This is a genomic window from Flavobacterium humidisoli, from assembly GCF_023272795.1.
Taxonomy (GTDB): Bacteria; Bacteroidota; Bacteroidia; order Flavobacteriales; family Flavobacteriaceae; genus Flavobacterium; species Flavobacterium humidisoli.
The window spans coordinates 5,617,627-5,636,211 of sequence record NZ_CP096829.1 but is presented as its reverse complement, the minus strand read 5'-3'; the positions used below and the strand labels follow the sequence as shown (position 1 = coordinate 5,636,211).

Here is an 18,585-nt window from a genome sequence, read left to right as displayed (position 1 = left end):
AGATTCAGATAAATTTTTATTATTGTTATAAAGATTCTCCTAATAAAAGAGGAGCAATTTTATTCCGTATTTCGGGATAACAAATATGTGAACAAATTTCTGTAAAAAAAAATATTTTGGTATCTAATTTTATAAAAAAAAGTTGTAATGCGGCTTTTTAAATTCGAATTTTTTTAATATTTTATAAATGAAAAATCATCAGACTCAAGTACGAGTTCGTTACTCAGAAACTGACCAAATGGGAGTCGTTTATCACGGCAATTATGTTCCTTATTTTGAAATTGGACGCGTGGAATGGCTTAGAAATAAAGGGGTTTCGTATAAAAGCATGGAAGAAAGCGGTATTGGTCTTCCAATTGTGAACATGAACATCAATTACAAAAAATCGGCGAGATACGACGAACTTTTGACAATTCACACGACTTTCAAAAGTCACTCTTCTGTGAAGATCGAATTTGACTGCGCAATTTACAATGAGGCAAATGAGTTATTAACAACTGCGACATTTATTTTAGTATTTGTAGCGTTAAAAACGGGGCGTCCAACTGCTCCTCCAGAATATATTTTGGACATATTTAAAACACTTGATGAAAAGTGTTAAAACAGCCTTCATTTTGCTGTTAAATTACACAATTTTAATATCAATTTCGAACATTAAATCAAAAATGCTGAACACTGTTTCGGTATTTTTTTTTCGCGTTTTTGTCACAATTTTACCAATTGGCAGTCCAGAAATTTCATCCATTTCCATTTCCTGAGAAGTGATTTCTAATTTCTTTTCTTTGATAACTCGCATTACTTTATTCATGTTTTTGTAATCAAATGAAATTAAAAATTGGACATCAATTGTCTTTTCAATAATTTCACAAACTTCCAAAGTCTGTTGTGCAGTTGTTCGATATGCCGAAATTAAACCGCCAACGCCTAATTTTACTCCACCAAAAATACGAACGACTACAACTAGAACGTTCGTTAAGCCAAAAGATTGTATTTGGCCGTAAATTGGGGCTCCAGCTGTATTGCTTGGTTCTCCATCGTCGTTGGCACGATACGAGATTTTATTTCCAACACCAATTTGGTAAGCGTAGCAATAATGTACTGCGTGCGGATGCTGCTTTTTAAGCTCCTCTATAATTGGTTTTACTTCATCTTCATGATCGATCGGAAAGGCATAACCAAAGAATTTACTGCCTTTTTCTTTAAACAGTATTTCTTCAGATGCAGATGCAATAGTTTGATAAGTATCGTTAATTTCCAATTGTAAAGGTTTATATTTTTTAGCCACAGATTAAAAGAATTAAAAAGGATTTTTCTTTTGCTCACATAATAAATCTGTGAAAATCCTTTAATCTGTGGCTGAATATTTTTTAAAAGAATTAAAATGCTTTATAATAATTCTTTGTCGAATAAATCTACAACATCTTCTTTTCCAACTTGAAGATTCCAAACTTTAATTCCTAAAGCTGCGGCACTGTCTGTGTTTTCTGTTTTATCATCAACAAACAAAGTGTTTTCTGCAACTAGATTATTTTGCTCCAATACAAATTGATAGATTTTCGGATCTGGTTTTCTCATTCCTATATCAAACGAAAAATATACTTTTTCGAAACAAGCGTAAAAATCTTTGTAAAAAGAAATTCCGCTTTTTTCTTCAAATGTATTAATGTGAATAGAATCGGTATTACTCAACAAGAACAAGCGGTATTTTTTTGATAATCCCTGAAGAAACTCTAGACGATAAAAAGGGAAATCTGCCAATACTGCATTCCAAGCTTTCAAAATATCTTCTTTAGAAGCATTTGGTAATTGTTTTTGAAAACCTCCAATAAAATCTTCTGATGAAATAGCTCCAGCTTCAAAAGAAAGATTTAATTGATCCAATTCAGTATTCCATTCTTTCATTCCTAGTTTTTGCAAACCAGAAATTGTGGCAGGTTTATCTAAATTGATAAAAATATCTCCAAAGTCAAAAATTATCGCATTAATCATGATTTCTAATTTGTATTAGTTCGTCACTTAATATATTAGTCTTTGTGGTGTTTTTTCTTGTAATAATTGGAGCTCTTGTTCCTTTTAGAAAATTCGTTTTTCCAACAAAAATTCTAGCTTCATCCCATAGGTTTTCATCAATAAAAGATTGGAGCGCTTGTCTTCCGCCTTCAATTATTATAGATTGAATTTGATTTTGATATAAAACATCCAAAATCTGAGGGATAATACTTTTATTAAAATCAAGTTCTTCAAATTGAGTGTTGTATTTTGATGGTTTTGAATCTTTAGAAAAAATAAAAGTTTTTACAGAGTCATCAAAAATAAAACTGTTTTCATCAATTCTATTATTTTGATCAATAACAACTCGAACGGGATTGTTACCGTTCCAATCTCGAGCATTTAATTTTGGATTGTCATCAACAACAGTCTGTGTTCCAACCAAAATCGCCTGCTCTTCAGTTCGCCATTTGTGAACCAATTGTCTTGAATATTGATTGGTAATCCAAATTGGCTTGCGCGCCTGATCGATTTCTTTTTCTGGAGCTAAAAAGCTGTCCTGACTTTCTGCCCATTTTAAAATAATATACGGTCTCTTTTTTTGATGGAAAGTAAAAAAGCGTTTATTGAGTTCGTTGCATTCTTCTTCTAAAACTCCTACAGTAACATTCGCTCCAGCTTCAATTAATTTTAAAATACCCCTTCCGGCTACTTTTTCGTTAGGATCAATTGTGCCGACAACAACATTTGGAATTTCATTTGCAATAATCAAATCACAACAAGGAGGAGTTTTTCCAAAATGACTGCAAGGTTCTAAGCTTACATAAATTGTAGCTTTTTTCAACAGCGATTTATCTTTTACAGATTTGACTGCATTTACCTCTGCGTGAGGTTCGCCTGCTTTTTTATGCCAACCTTCGCCAATAATCTTATCTTCATAAACAATCACACTGCCAACCATAGGATTCGGATATGTTGTCCCAAGTCCATTTTGTGCTAGTTCGATGCAGCGTTTTATGTGTTTTTCATGTATATTCACAGTGCAAAAGTAGTTAATTTTAAGATTATCACTAACTCGAAAAGATTAAGTTGTGAAACAATCTAGATAGTTATAATGGTATCAAAAAAGTATATTTACCTTTGTATTCATAATGATTTAGAATAAAAAATGGTAAATTGGTTTATAAGGACAATTAAAAAAGAAGACAATCAGGCGGTTGCAAGTTTGATAAGATCTGTTTTTGATGAAATGGAAATTCCAAAAGTAGGAACAGCATATGAAGATCCTTACTTGGATTTGATGTTTGAGGAATACAGTAAAACGAAATCGGCCTATTTTGTTGTTGAAAATGATGGAGAAATTGTAGGCTGTGCTGGAGTCGCACCTTTAGAAAACGGAGATCCTGAAATTTGCGAATTGCAGAAAATGTATTTCCTTCCAAAAACAAGAGGATTGGGGATTGGAGCCAAAATGATGGACAAATGTCTGGAGCAGGCAAGAGTTTTTGGTTTCAAAAAATGTTACATTGAAACCATGCCATTTATGCATGCAGCGCAAAAGTTGTATAAAAAATCGGGTTTCGAATATTTAGATGCGCCAATGGGATGTACTGGGCACAATTCTTGTCCAGTATGGATGCTGAAAGCTTTGTGATTTTAATGTAACAAATTTGAAGTACCAAGACTTATTGAAAGATAAAATATCAGTTTTGGACTGATGTAAATGCCCAAAAAATAAAAATGAAAATTAAACAATATCGTACTCAGTTTATTAAAGAATTAGCTCCTTTTTACGATGCGTACGAAGCAGAGAGTTTTTTTTATTTGATTCTAGAAGATAAGCACCAACTTCGCCAGATTGATTTAGCTTTAAATCATGAGTTGGTATTTGATGAGAATGATTTTGTGATATGGGATGAATTGCTGAAACAGCTTAAAAAAGAAGTTCCGATCCAGTATTTGCTTGGAAAAACAAACTTTTACGGTTTGGATTTTGAAGTAAATGAAAATGTTTTGATTCCGAGGCCTGAAACAGAAGAATTAGTCGAATGGATTATCAACGAAAATGCCGGTCGAGATAAAAATAAAAAATTAAGAATTCTCGATATTGGAACAGGAACTGGCTGTATTGCGATTTCGTTAGCCAATAATCTTCCACATGCAGAAGTTGTTGCCATTGATGTTTCTAAAAAAGCAATTGAAACAGCCAAAAGAAACGCTATAAGAAATAATGTCGAAGTGACTTTTGTATTGTTGGATATTTTAAAAGAAGAAGAATTAAGATGCCAGTTTGATATTATTGTTTCTAATCCGCCGTATGTACGAAATCTTGAAAAAATAGAAATCAAGAAAAATGTTTTGGATTATGAGCCGCATTTAGCTCTTTTTGTTGAAGATAATGATGCTTTGATCTTTTATAGAAAAATTGCCTCATTGGCAAAAAAAGCCCTTTTGGAAAAAGGAAAATTATATTTTGAAATCAATCAATATCTTGGAAAAGAAATGATTGAGTTACTCGAAAATATGGATTATAAAAATATCGAATTGCGTAAGGATATTTATGATAATGATAGAATGATTTCTGGTAAGATTTTGAAAGGCTTATAATTAATAACTTGCTTAAAATTTTATGGAAAATCAAGCTGGCGCTAAAGAAAACTATATTGTAATTGATGGTTATTTTTCGTTATACGGAATAAAATCTGTTAAAGAGCTTGTAGAAAAACGTTTTGAAAATAAAGTTAAAACAGATTTCTATCATGATTTTATAAATTGGTCTCAAGCTGAAAATGAAATTCTATTAGGGACTTTTCGACCGTATACTTCTTGGTCTTTAGGTGAAGATTTAGGATGTATTTTTAATTTTCGTAATCCAGAGGAATTTGTTTATGAGGAATTTAAACTTGTTCATTCTTTGGTGAATGGATGGGTTCCAGCAGAAAGCACTTCGATAGGGAATAATCATATTATTGCTATAAAGTTTGAGAGTCAGATACCTGAAATACTTCATAAGCTTTATGAAGAAAATGAGTATCGTCCCAAAGCACCAGTTGGTTGTTTTCAAGTAGGATTATGTCCTAAAAAGGATTTTCCAATTATTTTAGAAAATATTAGAAAGGGTCGTTTTAAAGATAAAAGTAATTATTAGACTGCAAGTTGCGACTGAAATTATTCGTATCGCAAAGCTTCAATAGGATCTAATTTTGATGCTTTAATGGCAGGATATAAGCCAGAAACCAACGCCACCATAAAACTTGTTCCAAAAGCGATAAGAATTGCAAACCAAGGAACAACAAATGAAAAATTCATAGCGGTTGCTATTCCATATCCCATAAGCATACCTAAAACAATCCCAACAAGACCTCCAATTTGCCCAATTAATAGTGTTTCAATAAAAAATTGAAAAGCAACGGTTGATCTTTTTGCTCCTAAAGCTTTACGAACACCTATTTCTCGTGTGCGTTCTGTAACTGAAACAATCATGATATTCATTAAAGCAATAGATGATCCTAAAATAGTGATAATGCTAATAATAGCTGAAGCCCAATCTAGATATTGTGTAATTCCTAATATTCGATTTATTAAATCATCGCTTCGGCCAATTCCAAAATTATTGTCGCGCACTGGACTTAATTTACGAACTCTTCGCATTATACTAGTAGCATTGTCAATAGCTTGATCCAGAACTTCTTTTTTAGAAACCATCACACTAATGGTATAATTAATATTTGGTGCTGTGAATAAAGATCTCGCCACCTGAATTGGAATTAAAATTCTTAAATCCTGACTGTTTCCAAAAGTGGAACCTTTTTCTTTTAATACACCAATGACTTTAAATCGTGCACCGCGAATCGAAATTATTTTATCAATAGGATTGGTGTCTTTTAATAAACCTTTTTCAAAATCGGAACCTACAACACAAGAGTAAGTATTGTTTTCAATATCGAATTGATTAAATGAACGACCTAGAGTGGTTTCCAAACCAGAGTTTGAAATGAAATGTTCGTCAACTCCAACAACTGTAATTTCAGGATCAGTTTTAGTGTCTATATATTTTACTTCGGCCTTAGAAGTGGCTGTAAAAGAAAGTGAAGTTTCTGTAAAAGGATATTTGTATTTGTTCTTAAAAGCAACTGCTTCATGATAAGAAATAATTGGATTTATGATTTCGCGTTCCTTTCCACCACGATTTTTAAGATTGTTTTCGTATTGATTGATATTAAAAGTGTTAGCTCCCATAGAAGCAAAATTGGTAGAAACAGTATTTTCAAGAGCTGTAACAACTGTCAAGATTCCGACCAAAGCCGTAATCCCGATAGCAATAATTAAGATGGTAAGAATAGTACGCAGAATTTGCGTTTTGATAGAACCAAAAGCAATTCGGATATTTTCTTTAAATAATTTTAGCATCATGACCAATTTGTCACGAAAATACGGTTTTTGTTACAAGTTTGTTTTCGAAGTGTTATTATTTATTTTAAAAAGTAAGATATTTGCAGACTTAATAAGTTCAAAGTTTTAAAGTCGAAAGTCTAAAGAACTAAGAATTAAAAAAATCTAGAAATTAATTAATGTTATAAGATTTTTAGATAAAGATTGGAACAATCTAAAATCTAAAATCAACAATCTAAAATCAACAATCTAAAATAGAAAAGATGGCTTCAAAACCAAGTATACCAAAAGGAACAAGAGATTTTTCACCAGCAAAGGTGTCAAAACGTCAATATATTATTCAGACTATAAAAGCTAATTTCGAGAAATTTGGATTTCAGCCAATCGAAACGCCTTCGTTTGAAAACTCAGACACTCTAATGGGGAAATACGGAGAAGAAGGAGATCGTCTGATTTTTAAAATCTTAAATTCTGGTAACTTTTTCTACAATAAAAGTAAAATTGAATTGCCAGAATCAATTGAAGAATTACAATTAAATTCTGCTGAGAAAATTACTTTAGAACAAAGAATTGAATTGAATAAATTCACAGGAAAAATTTCTGAGAAAGCCTTACGTTATGATTTGACCGTTCCGTTTGCAAGATATGTGGTGCAACACCAAAGTGAAATTGAATTTCCATTTAAAAGATACCAAATCCAGCCAGTTTGGAGAGCAGATAATCCGCAAAAAGGGCGTTTTAGAGAATTTTTTCAATGTGACGCCGATGTTGTAGGTTCAAAATCACTTTGGCAGGAAGTTGAATTAGTTCAATTATACGATACTGTTTTTACTTCTTTAGGTTTAGAAGGCGTTACAATTAAAATCAATAACCGAAAAATTTTATCTGGAATTGCTGAGGTAATTGGCGCTTCAGATAAATTAATCGATTTTACGGTTGCTCTTGATAAATTGGATAAAATTGGAGAAGATGGCGTAAAGAAAGAAATGATAGAAAAAGGAATTTCTGAGGATGCTTTAGTAAAAGTACAGCCACTTTTTAGTTTCTCAGGAACTTTTGCAGACAAAATTGCACAGCTTTCAGAATTATTGTCATCTTCTGAGGAAGGTATGAAAGGTGTTGAAGAGCTTAAATTTATATGTGATAATGTCGCTGAATTAGGACTCTCTACTGCTATTTTAGATTTGGATGTGACATTAGCTCGTGGTTTAAATTATTATACAGGAGCTATTTTTGAAGTTGCAGCTCCAAAAACCGTTGCCATGGGGTCTATTGGAGGTGGCGGAAGATACGACGATTTGACGGGTATTTTTGGTTTGAAAAATATGAGCGGTGTTGGAATCTCTTTTGGTTTGGATAGAATTTATCTAGTTTTAGAAGAATTGCAGTTATTCCCTGACACTGTCGCGGCTACCTCAAAAGCATTGTTTTTGAATTTTGGAGACAAAGAAGCGCTTTATGCTTCGCAGGCAATTCAGAAATTGAGAAAAGAAAATATAAAAGTGGAATTGTATCCTGATAGTGTAAAAGTTGGAAAACAATTTCAATATGCAGACAAACGTTTAATTCCGTTTGCAGTATTGGTTGGAGATCAAGAAATTACTTCAAATTCTTATACGCTTAAAAATTTAGTGACAGGAGAGCAGGTTTCTGTTGATTTCGACGGATTGAAAAATGCTTTGCTGGCTTAAGGTTTAACCGCAAAGAGCGCAATGTCTTTTGATATGGCAGATTTCATATAAAAACAAGGTTCGCAAAGCTTTACGCAAATATCATAAAACATAGCCCACGGTTTCAACCGTGGGAAGTCAAAGTTTGTCACAGGTTAAATTAGATTTTTCTGATTTCTTACAAAATTTACAGATTTGAGCAGATTAATTTAATTTTTTAAGTTGAAGACACAGAGAGACTTGGCGTAAATCGACTGAAATCCACGAAAAATAAGTTGGTGGAGAAGAAAAAAAGCTTTTAATTTGCGACCTCTTAGAGTTACGGGCGTAGTTCAAGGGTAGAATAGCGGTCTCCAAAACCGTTGATGGGGGTTCGAATCCCTCCGCCCGTGCAAAAATAGTAAATGACAACTTTGTCATGTAAAGCTCAAACATAAAAAAAAGCTTCGTCTCTATAGGCGAAGCTTTTTTTAATATAAGGTAAACTTGAATTAATAATTATTTAGAGGCCGAAGCCAACCCTTAAATTCAATTTTTGGTGGTAAAAATTTATGTTTATTGGCTTCAAAGATAACATAAACTAAAACGTAATAGTCTTAAAATTATAATAAATTTTTTCTGTGCAAATACGTTTTTTAAATGTCTCATAATTAATAAAGTGACAATTTGACATTTTATAAGATTTGGCAGTACTTTTGCAATCCAACAGAAAGAAATAAAAATGAAGTTTAAAAATATTTTTAAAAATAAAAGTAATATGACTACGGAAAATACAGAATTCGATCAGGAATTAGACGATGTAACGTTAGAGAACAATGCCAACGGAGAACAGTTAATTGTTGAAGAATTAAGTGTTGAGGAGCAATTAGCTAAAGACTTGGCTCATGAAAAAGATAAGTTTTTAAGATTATTTGCTGAATTTGAAAATTACAAAAAAAGAACTTCAAAAGAGCGTCTTGATTTATTTAAAACAGCAAATCAAGAGGTTTTATTGGCTATGCTTCCGGTTTTAGATGATTTTGACAGAGCGACAGTAGAGATCAATAAGTCAGAGGATGAGAATTTGAAAAAAGGTGTTGAGTTGATTCACGAAAAACTGAAAAGTACTTTAGTTTCTAAAGGTTTAGAGCAAGTTGAAATTCAAGCAGGAGATGCTTTCAATGCTGATATTGCTGAGGCAATTACCCAAATTCCAGCACCGTCTGATAAATTAAAAGGGAAAATTGTTGATGTTATTGAAAAAGGATACAAATTAGGAGACAAAATTATTCGTTACCCTAAAGTTGTTGTAGGAAACTAAAAATGCAATAAAAATTTCAAATGCATTTTTGGACTTTGGAATTTTTAAGATTTGGAACTTAATCTAATTATGAAAAAAGATTTTTACGAAATACTAGGCATTTCAAAAAATGCTGATGCTGCCGAAATTAAAAAAGCATACAGAAAAAGTGCTTTAAAATACCACCCTGATAAAAATCCAGGCGACAAAGAGGCAGAAGAAAACTTCAAATTGGCGGCAGAAGCTTATGAAGTTTTAAGTGATCCACAGAAAAAAGCGAAATACGATCAATATGGTCATCAAGCATTTGATGGCTCAGGCGGATTTGGCGGTGGTCACGGCGGTATGAATATGGATGACATTTTCAGCCAGTTTGGTGATATTTTTGGTGGCGGATTTGGCGGTTTCGGAGGCGGAGGCGGGGGCCCTCGTCGTGCGAAAGGAAGTAACCTTCGAATTAAAGTGAAATTAACTTTAGAAGAAATTGCAAATGGAGTTGAGAAAAAAGTAAAAGTAAAACGTAAAGTTCAGGCAAAAGGCGTAACGTATAAAACTTGTACAACTTGTAACGGTCAAGGACAGGTAATGCGTGTAACTAATACCATTTTAGGAAGAATGCAATCTGCATCAACTTGTCCTACTTGTGGTGGTTCTGGTCAGATTTTAGATAAAAAACCTTCTGAGGCAGATGCTCAAGGAATGGTTCAGGAAGACGAAACAGTATCAATTAAAATTCCTGCGGGAGTTGTTGATGGTATGCAGTTAAAAGTTGCTAACAAAGGTAACGATGCTCCAGGAAACAGTATTCCAGGAGATTTAATTGTAGCTATTGAAGAAGTTGAACACGAATTCTTGAAGCGTGAAGGAGAAAATATCCATTTCGATTTATATATCAGTTTTCCTGAAGCAGTTTTAGGAGCTTCTAAAGATATTGAAGCAATCAATGGAAAAGTTCGTATTAAATTGGAAGAAGGAATTCAGTCTGGAAAAATATTACGATTAAAAGGGAAAGGAATTCCAAGTTTAAATGGTTACGGAAGCGGAGATTTATTGGTTCACGTAAACGTTTGGACTCCGAAAACATTAAATAAAGAGCAAAAACAATTCTTTGAAAATGCTTTAGCAGACGAGCATTTTGTTCCAAGTCCAGAGAAATCAGAGAAATCGTTTTTTGAAAAAGTAAAAGATATGTTCTCATAATCTGGACTTCTTTTAAAGGTTATAAAAAATTAAAAACCCATTCTAGCATAAATTAGAATGGGTTTTTTGCGTAATATGCAACAATTTCGCTTCGAATTATTTACTTTTACAGTCGCTGAACCGCAACAGGCAAAGTGACGCAGTAAATCCTTAAAAATAGCATGAGTAACTTACTTGAAGTACATAAAGTCGTAAAAAAATACGGCGATTATGTAGCACTTAACGAAGTTTCATTAAATGTGCCAAAAGGCAGTATATATGGACTTTTAGGTCCGAATGGAGCCGGAAAAACTTCCCTTATCAGAATCATAAACCAAATTACATTGCCAGATAGTGGCGAAGTAATTTTGGATGGAGAAAGATTGCAGCCCAAACATGTGCAAACTATTGGATATCTTCCAGAAGAAAGAGGATTGTATAGTTCGATGAAAGTTGGAGAGCAATGTTTGTATTTGGCTCAAATGAAAGGTCTTTCTAAGGCTGAAGCCAAAAAACAATTGGATTATTGGTTTGACCGATTAGGAATTCAAGGTTGGTGGAACAAGAAAATTCAGGAACTTTCTAAAGGAATGGCGCAGAAAATTCAGTTTGTGGTTTGTGTTTTGCATAAGCCAAAATTGCTAATTTTAGATGAGCCTTTTTCCGGATTTGATCCTGTAAATGCTAATGTAATTAAAGATGAAATTCTGGCATTGAAAGAACAAGGTTCTACTATTATTTTTTCGACGCACAGAATGGAAAGTGTAGAAGAGCTTTGCGAAAACATTGCTTTAATTCACAAATCAAATAAATTGATCGAAGGAAAAGTTGCAGATGTGAAACGTCAGTTTAGAACGAATACTTTTGAAGTTGGAATTTTGACGAATAATGTTGAAGGTTTAATGTACAATATCACTCAAAAGTTCACAGTTTCGCCTGCTAGTTTTAAATCTTTAAATGATGATTTGAAATTAAATATTCAGATTGGAAATGCAAGTCCAAACGAATTATTGAATGTTTTAACACAACGCGGACAAGTAACGCATTTCGTTGAAAAAATCCCGAGTATAAACGATATTTTTATTCAAACGGTTACTGAAAACAAAATTTAAAAATTCCAATATAGAAATTCCAAATTCCAAGTTTATATATTGGAATTTGGGATTTAAAATTTGAAAATTAATTATTTATGAGCATCATCTCGTTGATTATAAAAAGAGAATTTATTGCTAAAGTCCGCAATAAATCTTTTGTTGTCATGACATTTTTGAGTCCGCTTTTATTTGTGGCTATTGCTGTTTTTATTGGCTATCTGAGCTCTATGAAAGCAGAAACAAAAAGAATTGCCATTCATGACGAAACTGGAATTTTTGTTTCAGATTTTTTAAAAGAAAATAAAAAAGGAGCCGAATTTAAATATTTAAATCTGTCTGAAATTGATATAAAGGCTTTAAAAGATAGCATTACAAAAGAAAATTTCAACGGATTAATCGTTATTCCGAAAACAAAAAATATAAAAGATTTAGAAAGTAAAATTGAATTTATTTCTAATAATAGTCCGAGTATTTCTTTTATTGAGAATACTCAGGATATTATTTCGGGTAAAATAACAAAGCTAAATCTAGAAGAAGCGAAACTGGATACTATAGCTATTCAGAAAGCACAATCGGCTGTAAATATTCATTTGGTTAAAGCTTCTGGAGAAGAAAGTTTAAAAGGTTTAAACGAGATTAAAATTGGAATCGGCGGAGCATTTGGCTACTTGATTATGATGTTTATTATCATTTACGGAAATATGGTGATGCGAAGCGTAATTGAAGAAAAAACGAACAGAATTATCGAAATCATTATTTCATCTGTAAAACCATTTCAGTTGATGATTGGTAAAATTGTAGGAACGTCATTGGCTGGGATTTTACAATTTATGATTTGGGCCATAATTGGATTAGGATTGATGTTTGCAACTTCGGCATTTTTTGGCGTAAATGTTGGTCCGACAGCAAGAATTTCGCCAGAATTAATGCAAACTGCGCAGCATGAATTTGCTGGATCGGCGCAAATGTATATTGCTGAATTATGGAATTTGCCAATTGCAAGCATCATAATCGGATTTGTGATTTATTTTATTGGAGGATATTTTTTATATAGCTCATTTTACGCAGCAATTGGAGCAGCAGTGGATAATCAAACCGATTCTCAGCAATTTCTGCTTCCAATTTTAATGCCTCTGATTTTGAGTGTTTATATCGGATTTTTTACGGTAGTAAACGATCCGCACGGAAGTGTTGCGGTTATCTTTTCAATGATTCCGTTAACTTCGCCAATTGTAATGCTAATGCGTATTCCGTTTGGCGTACCGTGGTGGCAAATAGCAATTTCGGTATCATTATTGTTTGCTACATTTTTCCTTGTTGTATGGTTCGCTGCCAAAATTTACCGTGTAGGTATTTTAATGTATGGCAAAAAACCGACTTGGAAGGAATTGTATAAGTGGCTAAAATATTAATTTGAAGATGCTAAGATACTAAGGTTCTAAGATGCTAAGTTTTTAGCCATCAAAGAAAAAGCTTAGAAACTTAGTGTCTTAGAATCTCAGAACCTTAAAAAAAAATGAGTAAAATACTAATTGTCGAAGACGAAGCAGCGATCAGAAGAGTTTTGGTAAAAATATTATCAGAAGAAAATGATACGTATCAGGTTGATGAAGCTGAAGATGGAGTTGCTGGACTTGAAAAAATAAAAAATAACGACTATGATTTGGTTTTGTGCGATATCAAAATGCCAAAAATGGACGGTGTTGAGGTTTTAGAAGAAGTAAAAAAGATAAAACCGGAAATTCCGATGGTAATGATCTCGGGTCACGGTGATATGGAAACTGCAATTCAGACCATGCGCTTGGGAGCTTTTGATTACATTTCAAAACCACCAGATTTGAACCGTTTATTGAATACGGTTCGTAATGCTTTGGATAAGAAACAATTAGTGGTTGAAAATAAAATTCTGAAGAAAAAAGTTAGCAAAAACTACGAAATGATTGGTGACAGCGAATCGATTAATCATATCAAAGTGATGATTGATAAAGTGGCGCAAACAGAAGCTAGAGTTTTAATTACTGGACCAAACGGAACGGGAAAAGAATTAGTGGCACATCAATTACATGAAAAAAGTGAGCGTTCTAGTTTTCCATTAATTGAAGTAAACTGTGCTGCAATTCCAAGCGAATTGATTGAAAGCGAATTGTTCGGACACGTAAAAGGTGCTTTTACATCGGCTGTGAAAGATCGTGCAGGAAAGTTTGAAGCAGCAGACAAGGGAACTATTTTCTTAGATGAAATTGGAGATATGAGCCTTTCGGCGCAAGCCAAAGTTTTACGTGCTTTGCAAGAAAGTATGATTACCAGAGTTGGTGCTGATAAAGATATTAAAGTAGATGTTCGTGTCGTTGCGGCAACAAATAAAGATCTGAAAACAGAAATCGCAGAAGGCCGTTTCCGCGAAGATTTATACCATCGTTTGGCTGTGATTTTAATTAAAGTTCCGCCATTGAATGAAAGACGAGATGATATTCCAGCTTTGATTTCGCATTTTACAGAAAAAATAGCTTTAGAGCAAGGAAATGTAGTTAAGTCGTTTTCGGCGCAAGCCATAAAATTATTGCAAGAATACGACTGGACAGGTAATATTCGTGAACTTCGAAATGTAGTAGAAAGATTGATTATTTTGGGAGGAAACGAAATCTCAGAATCAGATGTAAAAATGTTTGCAAGCAAATAGGTGCTTCGCGCGGTAGGCTATAAGCAGTAAGCTTTAAGCTATGATAACGAAGTTTTTTGCCTATGGCGTATTGCCTAAAGCTTAAAGCTAGAAAAATAAAATAATTTTTGCTTACAGCGTATAGCTTAAAGCTTAAAGCTCAAAAAAAATGAAACTAAAAAAAATAAACGAGAAATTACAAGACGGATTAGTTGAAAATGGTTTAACGGAAGCTAATGCTTTGCAGTTGGAAACTTTTTCAACTATAAAAAGCGGTGCTGATTGTGTGATTATTTCTCCAAAAGGAAGCGGAAAAACAACAACGATTGTTTTAAATGTGATTCAGCAATTGGCTGGTAAAACTGAAGAATCGCCTAGAGCTTTGATTATCGTGGAAGACAAAGCAAAGGTTTTGGAAATGGTTGAGCTTTTTGAGAAGTATGGTAAATACACCAATTTGGAAATTTATGGTGTAAACGAAAAAGGCGACATGGATTACGATAAAAACTACATTTCTACGGGAATTGATGTTTTAATTGGAACTCCAACTAAATTAAATGATATGTTTAGTACGGCAGGTTACAACGTAAATCGTTTAAAAATGTTTATTTTGGATGATGCAGATCCGATTTTGAAATTGCGCCATGATCCAAAAATCACACGTATTTCTAATAGTATCGCCAAAGTGCAGCGAATTATCTTTTCTGAAACTCTGACAGAACGTATTGAAATTTTGGCAGATAAAATAATGGTTGAGCCTTATTTGTTTGATATGGACGAAGACGGAGAGGAACTTGATGAAGACGAAGAAGATATTGAAGAAGAATAATTTACAATAAAGTTTTTAATCCCAATTTTCAGTCTCAGTAACTGAAAAGTGGGATTTTTTAATTAATTATTTGATACTCTCAGTTTTCAGTCTTGGTAAAGACTAAAAATGAACACTGCGACTCAAAACTAATTTAGATATGGAGATTTTAAAAACGTTTAAATTTTTGGGAATAGTACTGTTGTGCTTTTTTCTGATTATTTATGTTTTGATGATATCCTATTTTTATTTTAATCAGGTTGATTTAGTTTTCTATCGTTCAAAATTGCCTAAAGACTATAAATTTGACTATCAGCAAAAATTTGAAGAAATCAATATTTCTTCTTTTGATGGATCTGTTTTAAATGGATTATTGTTTAAAGCTGAAAACTCAAAAGGACTTGTTTTTTATCTTCATGGAAATGCTGGAACACTTGAAACTTGGGGTAAAATTGCAAAAATATATACCTCATTAGGCTATGATATCTTTATTTTAGACTACAGAAGTTTCGGAAAAAGCGAAGGCGAAATAGAGAATGAAGAGCAATTGAGTAAAGATATTTCTATTGTGTATAAGAAAGTGACTGAGAGATATCGTGAAGATAAAATTATTATTGCAGGATATTCAATTGGTTCTGGTTTTGCTGCAAAATTGGCATTAGAGAATAATCCGAAAGCTTTGATTCTTCAAGCGCCGTATTATAATTTTCTAGAATTATCTAGCTCTAGAGTGCCATTTTTTCCTGACTTTATGAAGAAATTTAGTTTGGAAACGAATCTTTATCTTCCAAAGATAAAAAGGCCAATTTATATTTTTCATGGAACTAAAGATCAGTTAATTCCAATTGATAATTCAGTCAGACTAAAGAGGTTATTAAAAGCAAATGCCTATTTTTATCCGCTTAAAAATCAAGAACATATTGGAGTGAATGAAAATGAAGATTTTCAAAAACAATTAAAAAGAATATTAGAATAAAAAAATAAAACGCTATGGGATTAATGAAAGTATTTTCTGGAAGTGAAGTATTAGCAATTGCTTTGCAGGAAAGATTAGAAGAAGCTGGAGTAGAAACAGTAAAAAAAGATAATATTCAATCTGCACGTTTAGGAGGTTTTGGCCAGACAGATTTGGCGATTGAAGTTTTTATTCAAGAAACAGATTTTGCAAAAGCAAATCCAGTTATAGAAGAATTTAGAATGAGTCTTTAAAAGTTTTCAGTTTTCAGTCTCAGTTTTCAGTATTTACTGAGACTGCGACTAAGAACTGCGACTGCAAATTAAAAAAAATGCAATACAAAATGTTAGTGCTCGACATGGATGACACCTTGTTGACAGACGATCACAGAATATCAGACTTAAACAAAAAAGTAATATTACAAGCCCAAGCAAAAGGCGTTTATGTTGTTTTGGCTTCTGGAAGACCAACCACAGCAATGACAGCTTATGCTAAGGAGTTGGAATTAGATAAAAACGATTCATATATGATTTCGTTTAATGGTGCAATAATCAGCCGTGTGAAAGATGATTTAGTTTTGTTTGAACAAAAGTTAACTGTAGAGCAAATTCATGCGTTATACGATTATAGTGTAAAAAAGAATGCACACATCATTACCTATTTAGATGACCAAATCATTAGCGAGACAGATTCTGAATTTATTGAGGTAGAAAAAGAAATCACAGGAATGGCACATCTTAAGGTTTCAAGCTTTAAAGATTATATAGACAGACCAGCAGTTAAATGTATTTTGTTGCAAGAGCCCGCTTATTTAAAAACTTTGGAAAAAGATTTAATGGAGGCTATGCCGCATTTAAGTGTTTCGATGTCTAAACCATTTTTCTTAGAAGCTGCACAGCAAGGCATTGATAAAGCGGCAAGTTTGAAACTTTTGGCAGAAAAGCTAGGTATTCATCAAAGTGAAATTATAGCTGTCGGAAACGCAGGAAATGACTTGACAATGATAGAATATGCAGGTTTAGGAGTTTGGGTAGATAATGTGAATCCTGAATTGCGTGATAAAGCAGATTTAATAGTAGCTTCAAATAATGATGATGGTGTTGCTGAAGTGGTGCAAAAGTATATTTTAAATTAAATAAAAGATGAAAAAACCAATTGAAACAGAGCGTTTGCTTTTAAGAGAATTAGAACTTTCTGATGCAGAAGGAATGTTTGAATTGGATTCGAATCCGAATGTGCATTTGTTCGTTGGGAATAGACCAGTAAAGCATATTGAAGAAAGCATCGAGTATATCAAATTTGTTCAAAAACAATACAAAGATCTTGGTACAGGAAGATGGGCTGTTGTTCTTAAAGAAAATAACGAATTTATTGGCTGGTCTGGAATCAAATTTATTACAGACGAGATAAATAATCATAAAAATTTTTATGAGTTAGGATATCGTTTTATCGAAAAGCATTGGGGAAAAGGTTATGCAACCGAAGCAGGAAGAGCTTTTATTGATCATGCTTTTAACGAAATGAAAGTAGAAGTGCTTTATGCTTACGCAGATGCAGGAAACGAAAACTCAAGAAAAATTCTGGAGAAATTAGGCTTTCATTTTGTAAATTCTTTTGAATACAATGAAGAATTAGAAGTTTGGTACGAACTTAAGAATCCAAACAGAATTTAAAGAAAAAACGAATTCCAAATCTTTACATACTTAAAAGTCAGTAAAGATTTGGAATTAATTTAAGAAGTAATATTTGAGAATATTATTTTTTAGCTACAGAAACAAAATACTTATTCCCGTCACCCATAGTTAACTTCACACGCTCGTCGCAAAGATCGATTGCAAAATTGGCACTTTCGTAACAGCTGCAAGTCGTATTTTTGTCTTTAGACATTTCTGTTTTACAGTTGTTGTTTTTAAAGCTTGCTAATTGTGGAGTGTATAAACTAACTAAGTCAGTAGAAGCGGTTACTAAAGAGATAATGCTTGCAGAATTGTTGTTTGTAATTCTGTATACAATTCTATCTGTATAATTTACTTCGTTAACTGTTACTTTACGAATGTAGGTATAAGCTGTAGATCCTTCACCAGGCTCTTTAACTTCAAACTTAAACCCAACTGCACGAATAGCAACATCAAATTGCTGTTGTGAGTTAAAGCTAGCCCAAGTCGTCAATGTGCTAATAGTAGGAAATGGATTTGCATTTGCGGCTGGAGCATTAGTTTGCGCTTGCGAACTAAATACGGTTAAGAACATCAAGCAGATTGTGGGTAAAAATGCTTTCATAAAGCGTGGTATTTGTATTTTAATTTTGCCTACTCTCTTTGGTTTTCGGCTTTCCCATTTCATTTTGTAACACAAAACAACAACATAACGAGTAAAATTCAAAATTGTTATGCCCGAATTATTATTAAATTAATAAAAGCTTATCAAAATTCTTTAATGTAAATTAATTTTGAATTACATTCATAACAATGGTAAATGTAAGAAATTTAGAATTTAAAACCCGAGAAAAATGTATTTAATCGATAAAATTTGCATTTAGTCGATCATTTTGTCATTTAAT

The 18,585-nt window shown here is 32.8% G+C and carries 20 protein-coding genes and 1 tRNA gene; 16 read left to right on the top strand and 5 right to left on the bottom strand.

Annotated elements, in window-relative coordinates; translation table 11 throughout:
• The first annotated feature begins 187 nt into the window (after positions 1-187).
• Complete coding sequence (locus tag M0M44_RS23760; protein ID WP_111378431.1) at positions 188-601, top strand: acyl-CoA thioesterase; 414 nt, start codon at positions 188-190, stop codon at positions 599-601.
• Positions 602-625: 24 nt separating this feature from the next.
• Here M0M44_RS23760 and M0M44_RS23755 read toward each other — a convergent pair whose 3' ends face one another.
• The 3 genes from M0M44_RS23755 to ribD form a co-directional block, all read right to left on the bottom strand.
• Positions 626-1,258, bottom strand: coding sequence for an IMPACT family protein (locus M0M44_RS23755; RefSeq protein WP_248730028.1), 633 nt, complete (start codon positions 1,256-1,258; stop codon positions 626-628).
• A 128-nt stretch (positions 1,259-1,386) separates the two neighbouring features.
• Positions 1,387-1,989, bottom strand: a complete 603-nt coding sequence (locus M0M44_RS23750; RefSeq protein WP_248727964.1) for an HAD family hydrolase — start codon at positions 1,987-1,989, stop codon at positions 1,387-1,389.
• Positions 1,982-3,028, bottom strand: coding sequence for a bifunctional diaminohydroxyphosphoribosylaminopyrimidine deaminase/5-amino-6-(5-phosphoribosylamino)uracil reductase RibD (gene ribD / locus M0M44_RS23745; protein WP_248727963.1), 1,047 nt, complete (start codon positions 3,026-3,028; stop codon positions 1,982-1,984). Before ribD ends, M0M44_RS23750 begins: the two co-directional genes overlap by 8 nt.
• Before the next feature lie 129 nt (positions 3,029-3,157).
• On the opposite strand from ribD, the gene M0M44_RS23740 reads away from it, so the two are divergent.
• The 3 genes from M0M44_RS23740 to M0M44_RS23730 all read left to right on the top strand — a co-directional run bounded on the left by M0M44_RS23740 (position 3,158) and on the right by M0M44_RS23730 (position 5,137).
• Positions 3,158-3,643 (top strand): GNAT family N-acetyltransferase, encoded by a 486-nt coding sequence (locus M0M44_RS23740; RefSeq protein WP_248727962.1) that lies wholly within the window; start codon positions 3,158-3,160, stop codon positions 3,641-3,643.
• A gap of 86 nt (positions 3,644-3,729) precedes the next feature.
• Positions 3,730-4,596: a peptide chain release factor N(5)-glutamine methyltransferase gene (gene prmC, locus M0M44_RS23735; protein WP_248727961.1), complete on the top strand. Its 867-nt coding sequence runs from the start codon at positions 3,730-3,732 to the stop codon at positions 4,594-4,596.
• Between the two features lie 22 nt (positions 4,597-4,618).
• Entirely contained in the window at positions 4,619-5,137 is a 519-nt protein-coding gene (locus tag M0M44_RS23730; protein WP_248727960.1) for a hypothetical protein, read from the top strand.
• A 20-nt stretch (positions 5,138-5,157) separates the two neighbouring features.
• On the opposite strand, the gene M0M44_RS23725 is transcribed toward M0M44_RS23730, so the two are convergent.
• Complete coding sequence (locus tag M0M44_RS23725) at positions 5,158-6,402, bottom strand: ABC transporter permease (protein WP_248727959.1); 1,245 nt, start codon at positions 6,400-6,402, stop codon at positions 5,158-5,160.
• Between the two features lie 242 nt (positions 6,403-6,644).
• Between M0M44_RS23725 and hisS the strand changes: the two genes are divergently transcribed.
• The 12 genes from hisS (at position 6,645) to M0M44_RS23665 (ending at position 17,698) form a co-directional block, all read left to right on the top strand.
• The gene (gene hisS / locus M0M44_RS23720) at positions 6,645-8,072 is read left to right on the top strand and encodes a histidine--tRNA ligase (protein WP_248727958.1); all 1,428 of its coding nucleotides are present in this window, start codon (positions 6,645-6,647) and stop codon (positions 8,070-8,072) included.
• A 300-nt stretch (positions 8,073-8,372) separates the two neighbouring features.
• A tRNA-Trp gene (locus M0M44_RS23715) sits at positions 8,373-8,443 on the top strand.
• A 329-nt stretch (positions 8,444-8,772) separates the two neighbouring features.
• Entirely contained in the window at positions 8,773-9,351 is a 579-nt protein-coding gene (locus M0M44_RS23710) for a nucleotide exchange factor GrpE (protein ID WP_095931837.1), read from the top strand.
• A 69-nt stretch (positions 9,352-9,420) separates the two neighbouring features.
• On the top strand, positions 9,421-10,530 hold the full coding sequence (gene dnaJ / locus M0M44_RS23705; RefSeq protein WP_095931836.1) for a molecular chaperone DnaJ: 1,110 nt from the start codon (positions 9,421-9,423) through the stop codon (positions 10,528-10,530).
• 161 nt (positions 10,531-10,691) lie between these two features.
• Positions 10,692-11,621: an ABC transporter ATP-binding protein gene (locus M0M44_RS23700; protein ID WP_248727957.1), complete on the top strand. Its 930-nt coding sequence runs from the start codon at positions 10,692-10,694 to the stop codon at positions 11,619-11,621.
• Positions 11,622-11,698: 77 nt separating this feature from the next.
• Positions 11,699-13,015, top strand: a complete 1,317-nt coding sequence (locus M0M44_RS23695) for an ABC transporter permease (protein WP_248727956.1) — start codon at positions 11,699-11,701, stop codon at positions 13,013-13,015.
• Positions 13,016-13,119: 104 nt separating this feature from the next.
• Positions 13,120-14,283, top strand: a complete 1,164-nt coding sequence (locus M0M44_RS23690; protein WP_248727955.1) for a sigma-54-dependent transcriptional regulator — start codon at positions 13,120-13,122, stop codon at positions 14,281-14,283.
• A gap of 148 nt (positions 14,284-14,431) precedes the next feature.
• On the top strand, positions 14,432-15,091 hold the full coding sequence (locus M0M44_RS23685; protein ID WP_248727954.1) for a DEAD/DEAH box helicase: 660 nt from the start codon (positions 14,432-14,434) through the stop codon (positions 15,089-15,091).
• A gap of 211 nt (positions 15,092-15,302) precedes the next feature.
• Positions 15,303-16,046 (top strand): alpha/beta hydrolase, encoded by a 744-nt coding sequence (locus M0M44_RS23680; RefSeq protein WP_248727953.1) that lies wholly within the window; start codon positions 15,303-15,305, stop codon positions 16,044-16,046.
• A 14-nt stretch (positions 16,047-16,060) separates the two neighbouring features.
• The gene (locus M0M44_RS23675; protein WP_095931831.1) at positions 16,061-16,279 is read left to right on the top strand and encodes a putative signal transducing protein; all 219 of its coding nucleotides are present in this window, start codon (positions 16,061-16,063) and stop codon (positions 16,277-16,279) included.
• 77 nt (positions 16,280-16,356) lie between these two features.
• Positions 16,357-17,160 carry a Cof-type HAD-IIB family hydrolase gene (locus M0M44_RS23670; RefSeq protein ID WP_248727952.1) on the top strand — a complete coding sequence of 268 codons (804 nt, stop codon included), beginning with the start codon at positions 16,357-16,359 and terminating at the stop codon, positions 17,158-17,160.
• Between the two features lie 7 nt (positions 17,161-17,167).
• Positions 17,168-17,698 carry a GNAT family N-acetyltransferase gene (locus M0M44_RS23665; RefSeq protein ID WP_248727951.1) on the top strand — a complete coding sequence of 177 codons (531 nt, stop codon included), beginning with the start codon at positions 17,168-17,170 and terminating at the stop codon, positions 17,696-17,698.
• A gap of 82 nt (positions 17,699-17,780) precedes the next feature.
• Here M0M44_RS23665 and M0M44_RS23660 read toward each other — a convergent pair whose 3' ends face one another.
• The gene (locus tag M0M44_RS23660) at positions 17,781-18,305 is read right to left on the bottom strand and encodes a hypothetical protein (RefSeq protein WP_095931853.1); all 525 of its coding nucleotides are present in this window, start codon (positions 18,303-18,305) and stop codon (positions 17,781-17,783) included.
• Between the last annotated feature and the right edge of the window lie 280 nt (positions 18,306-18,585).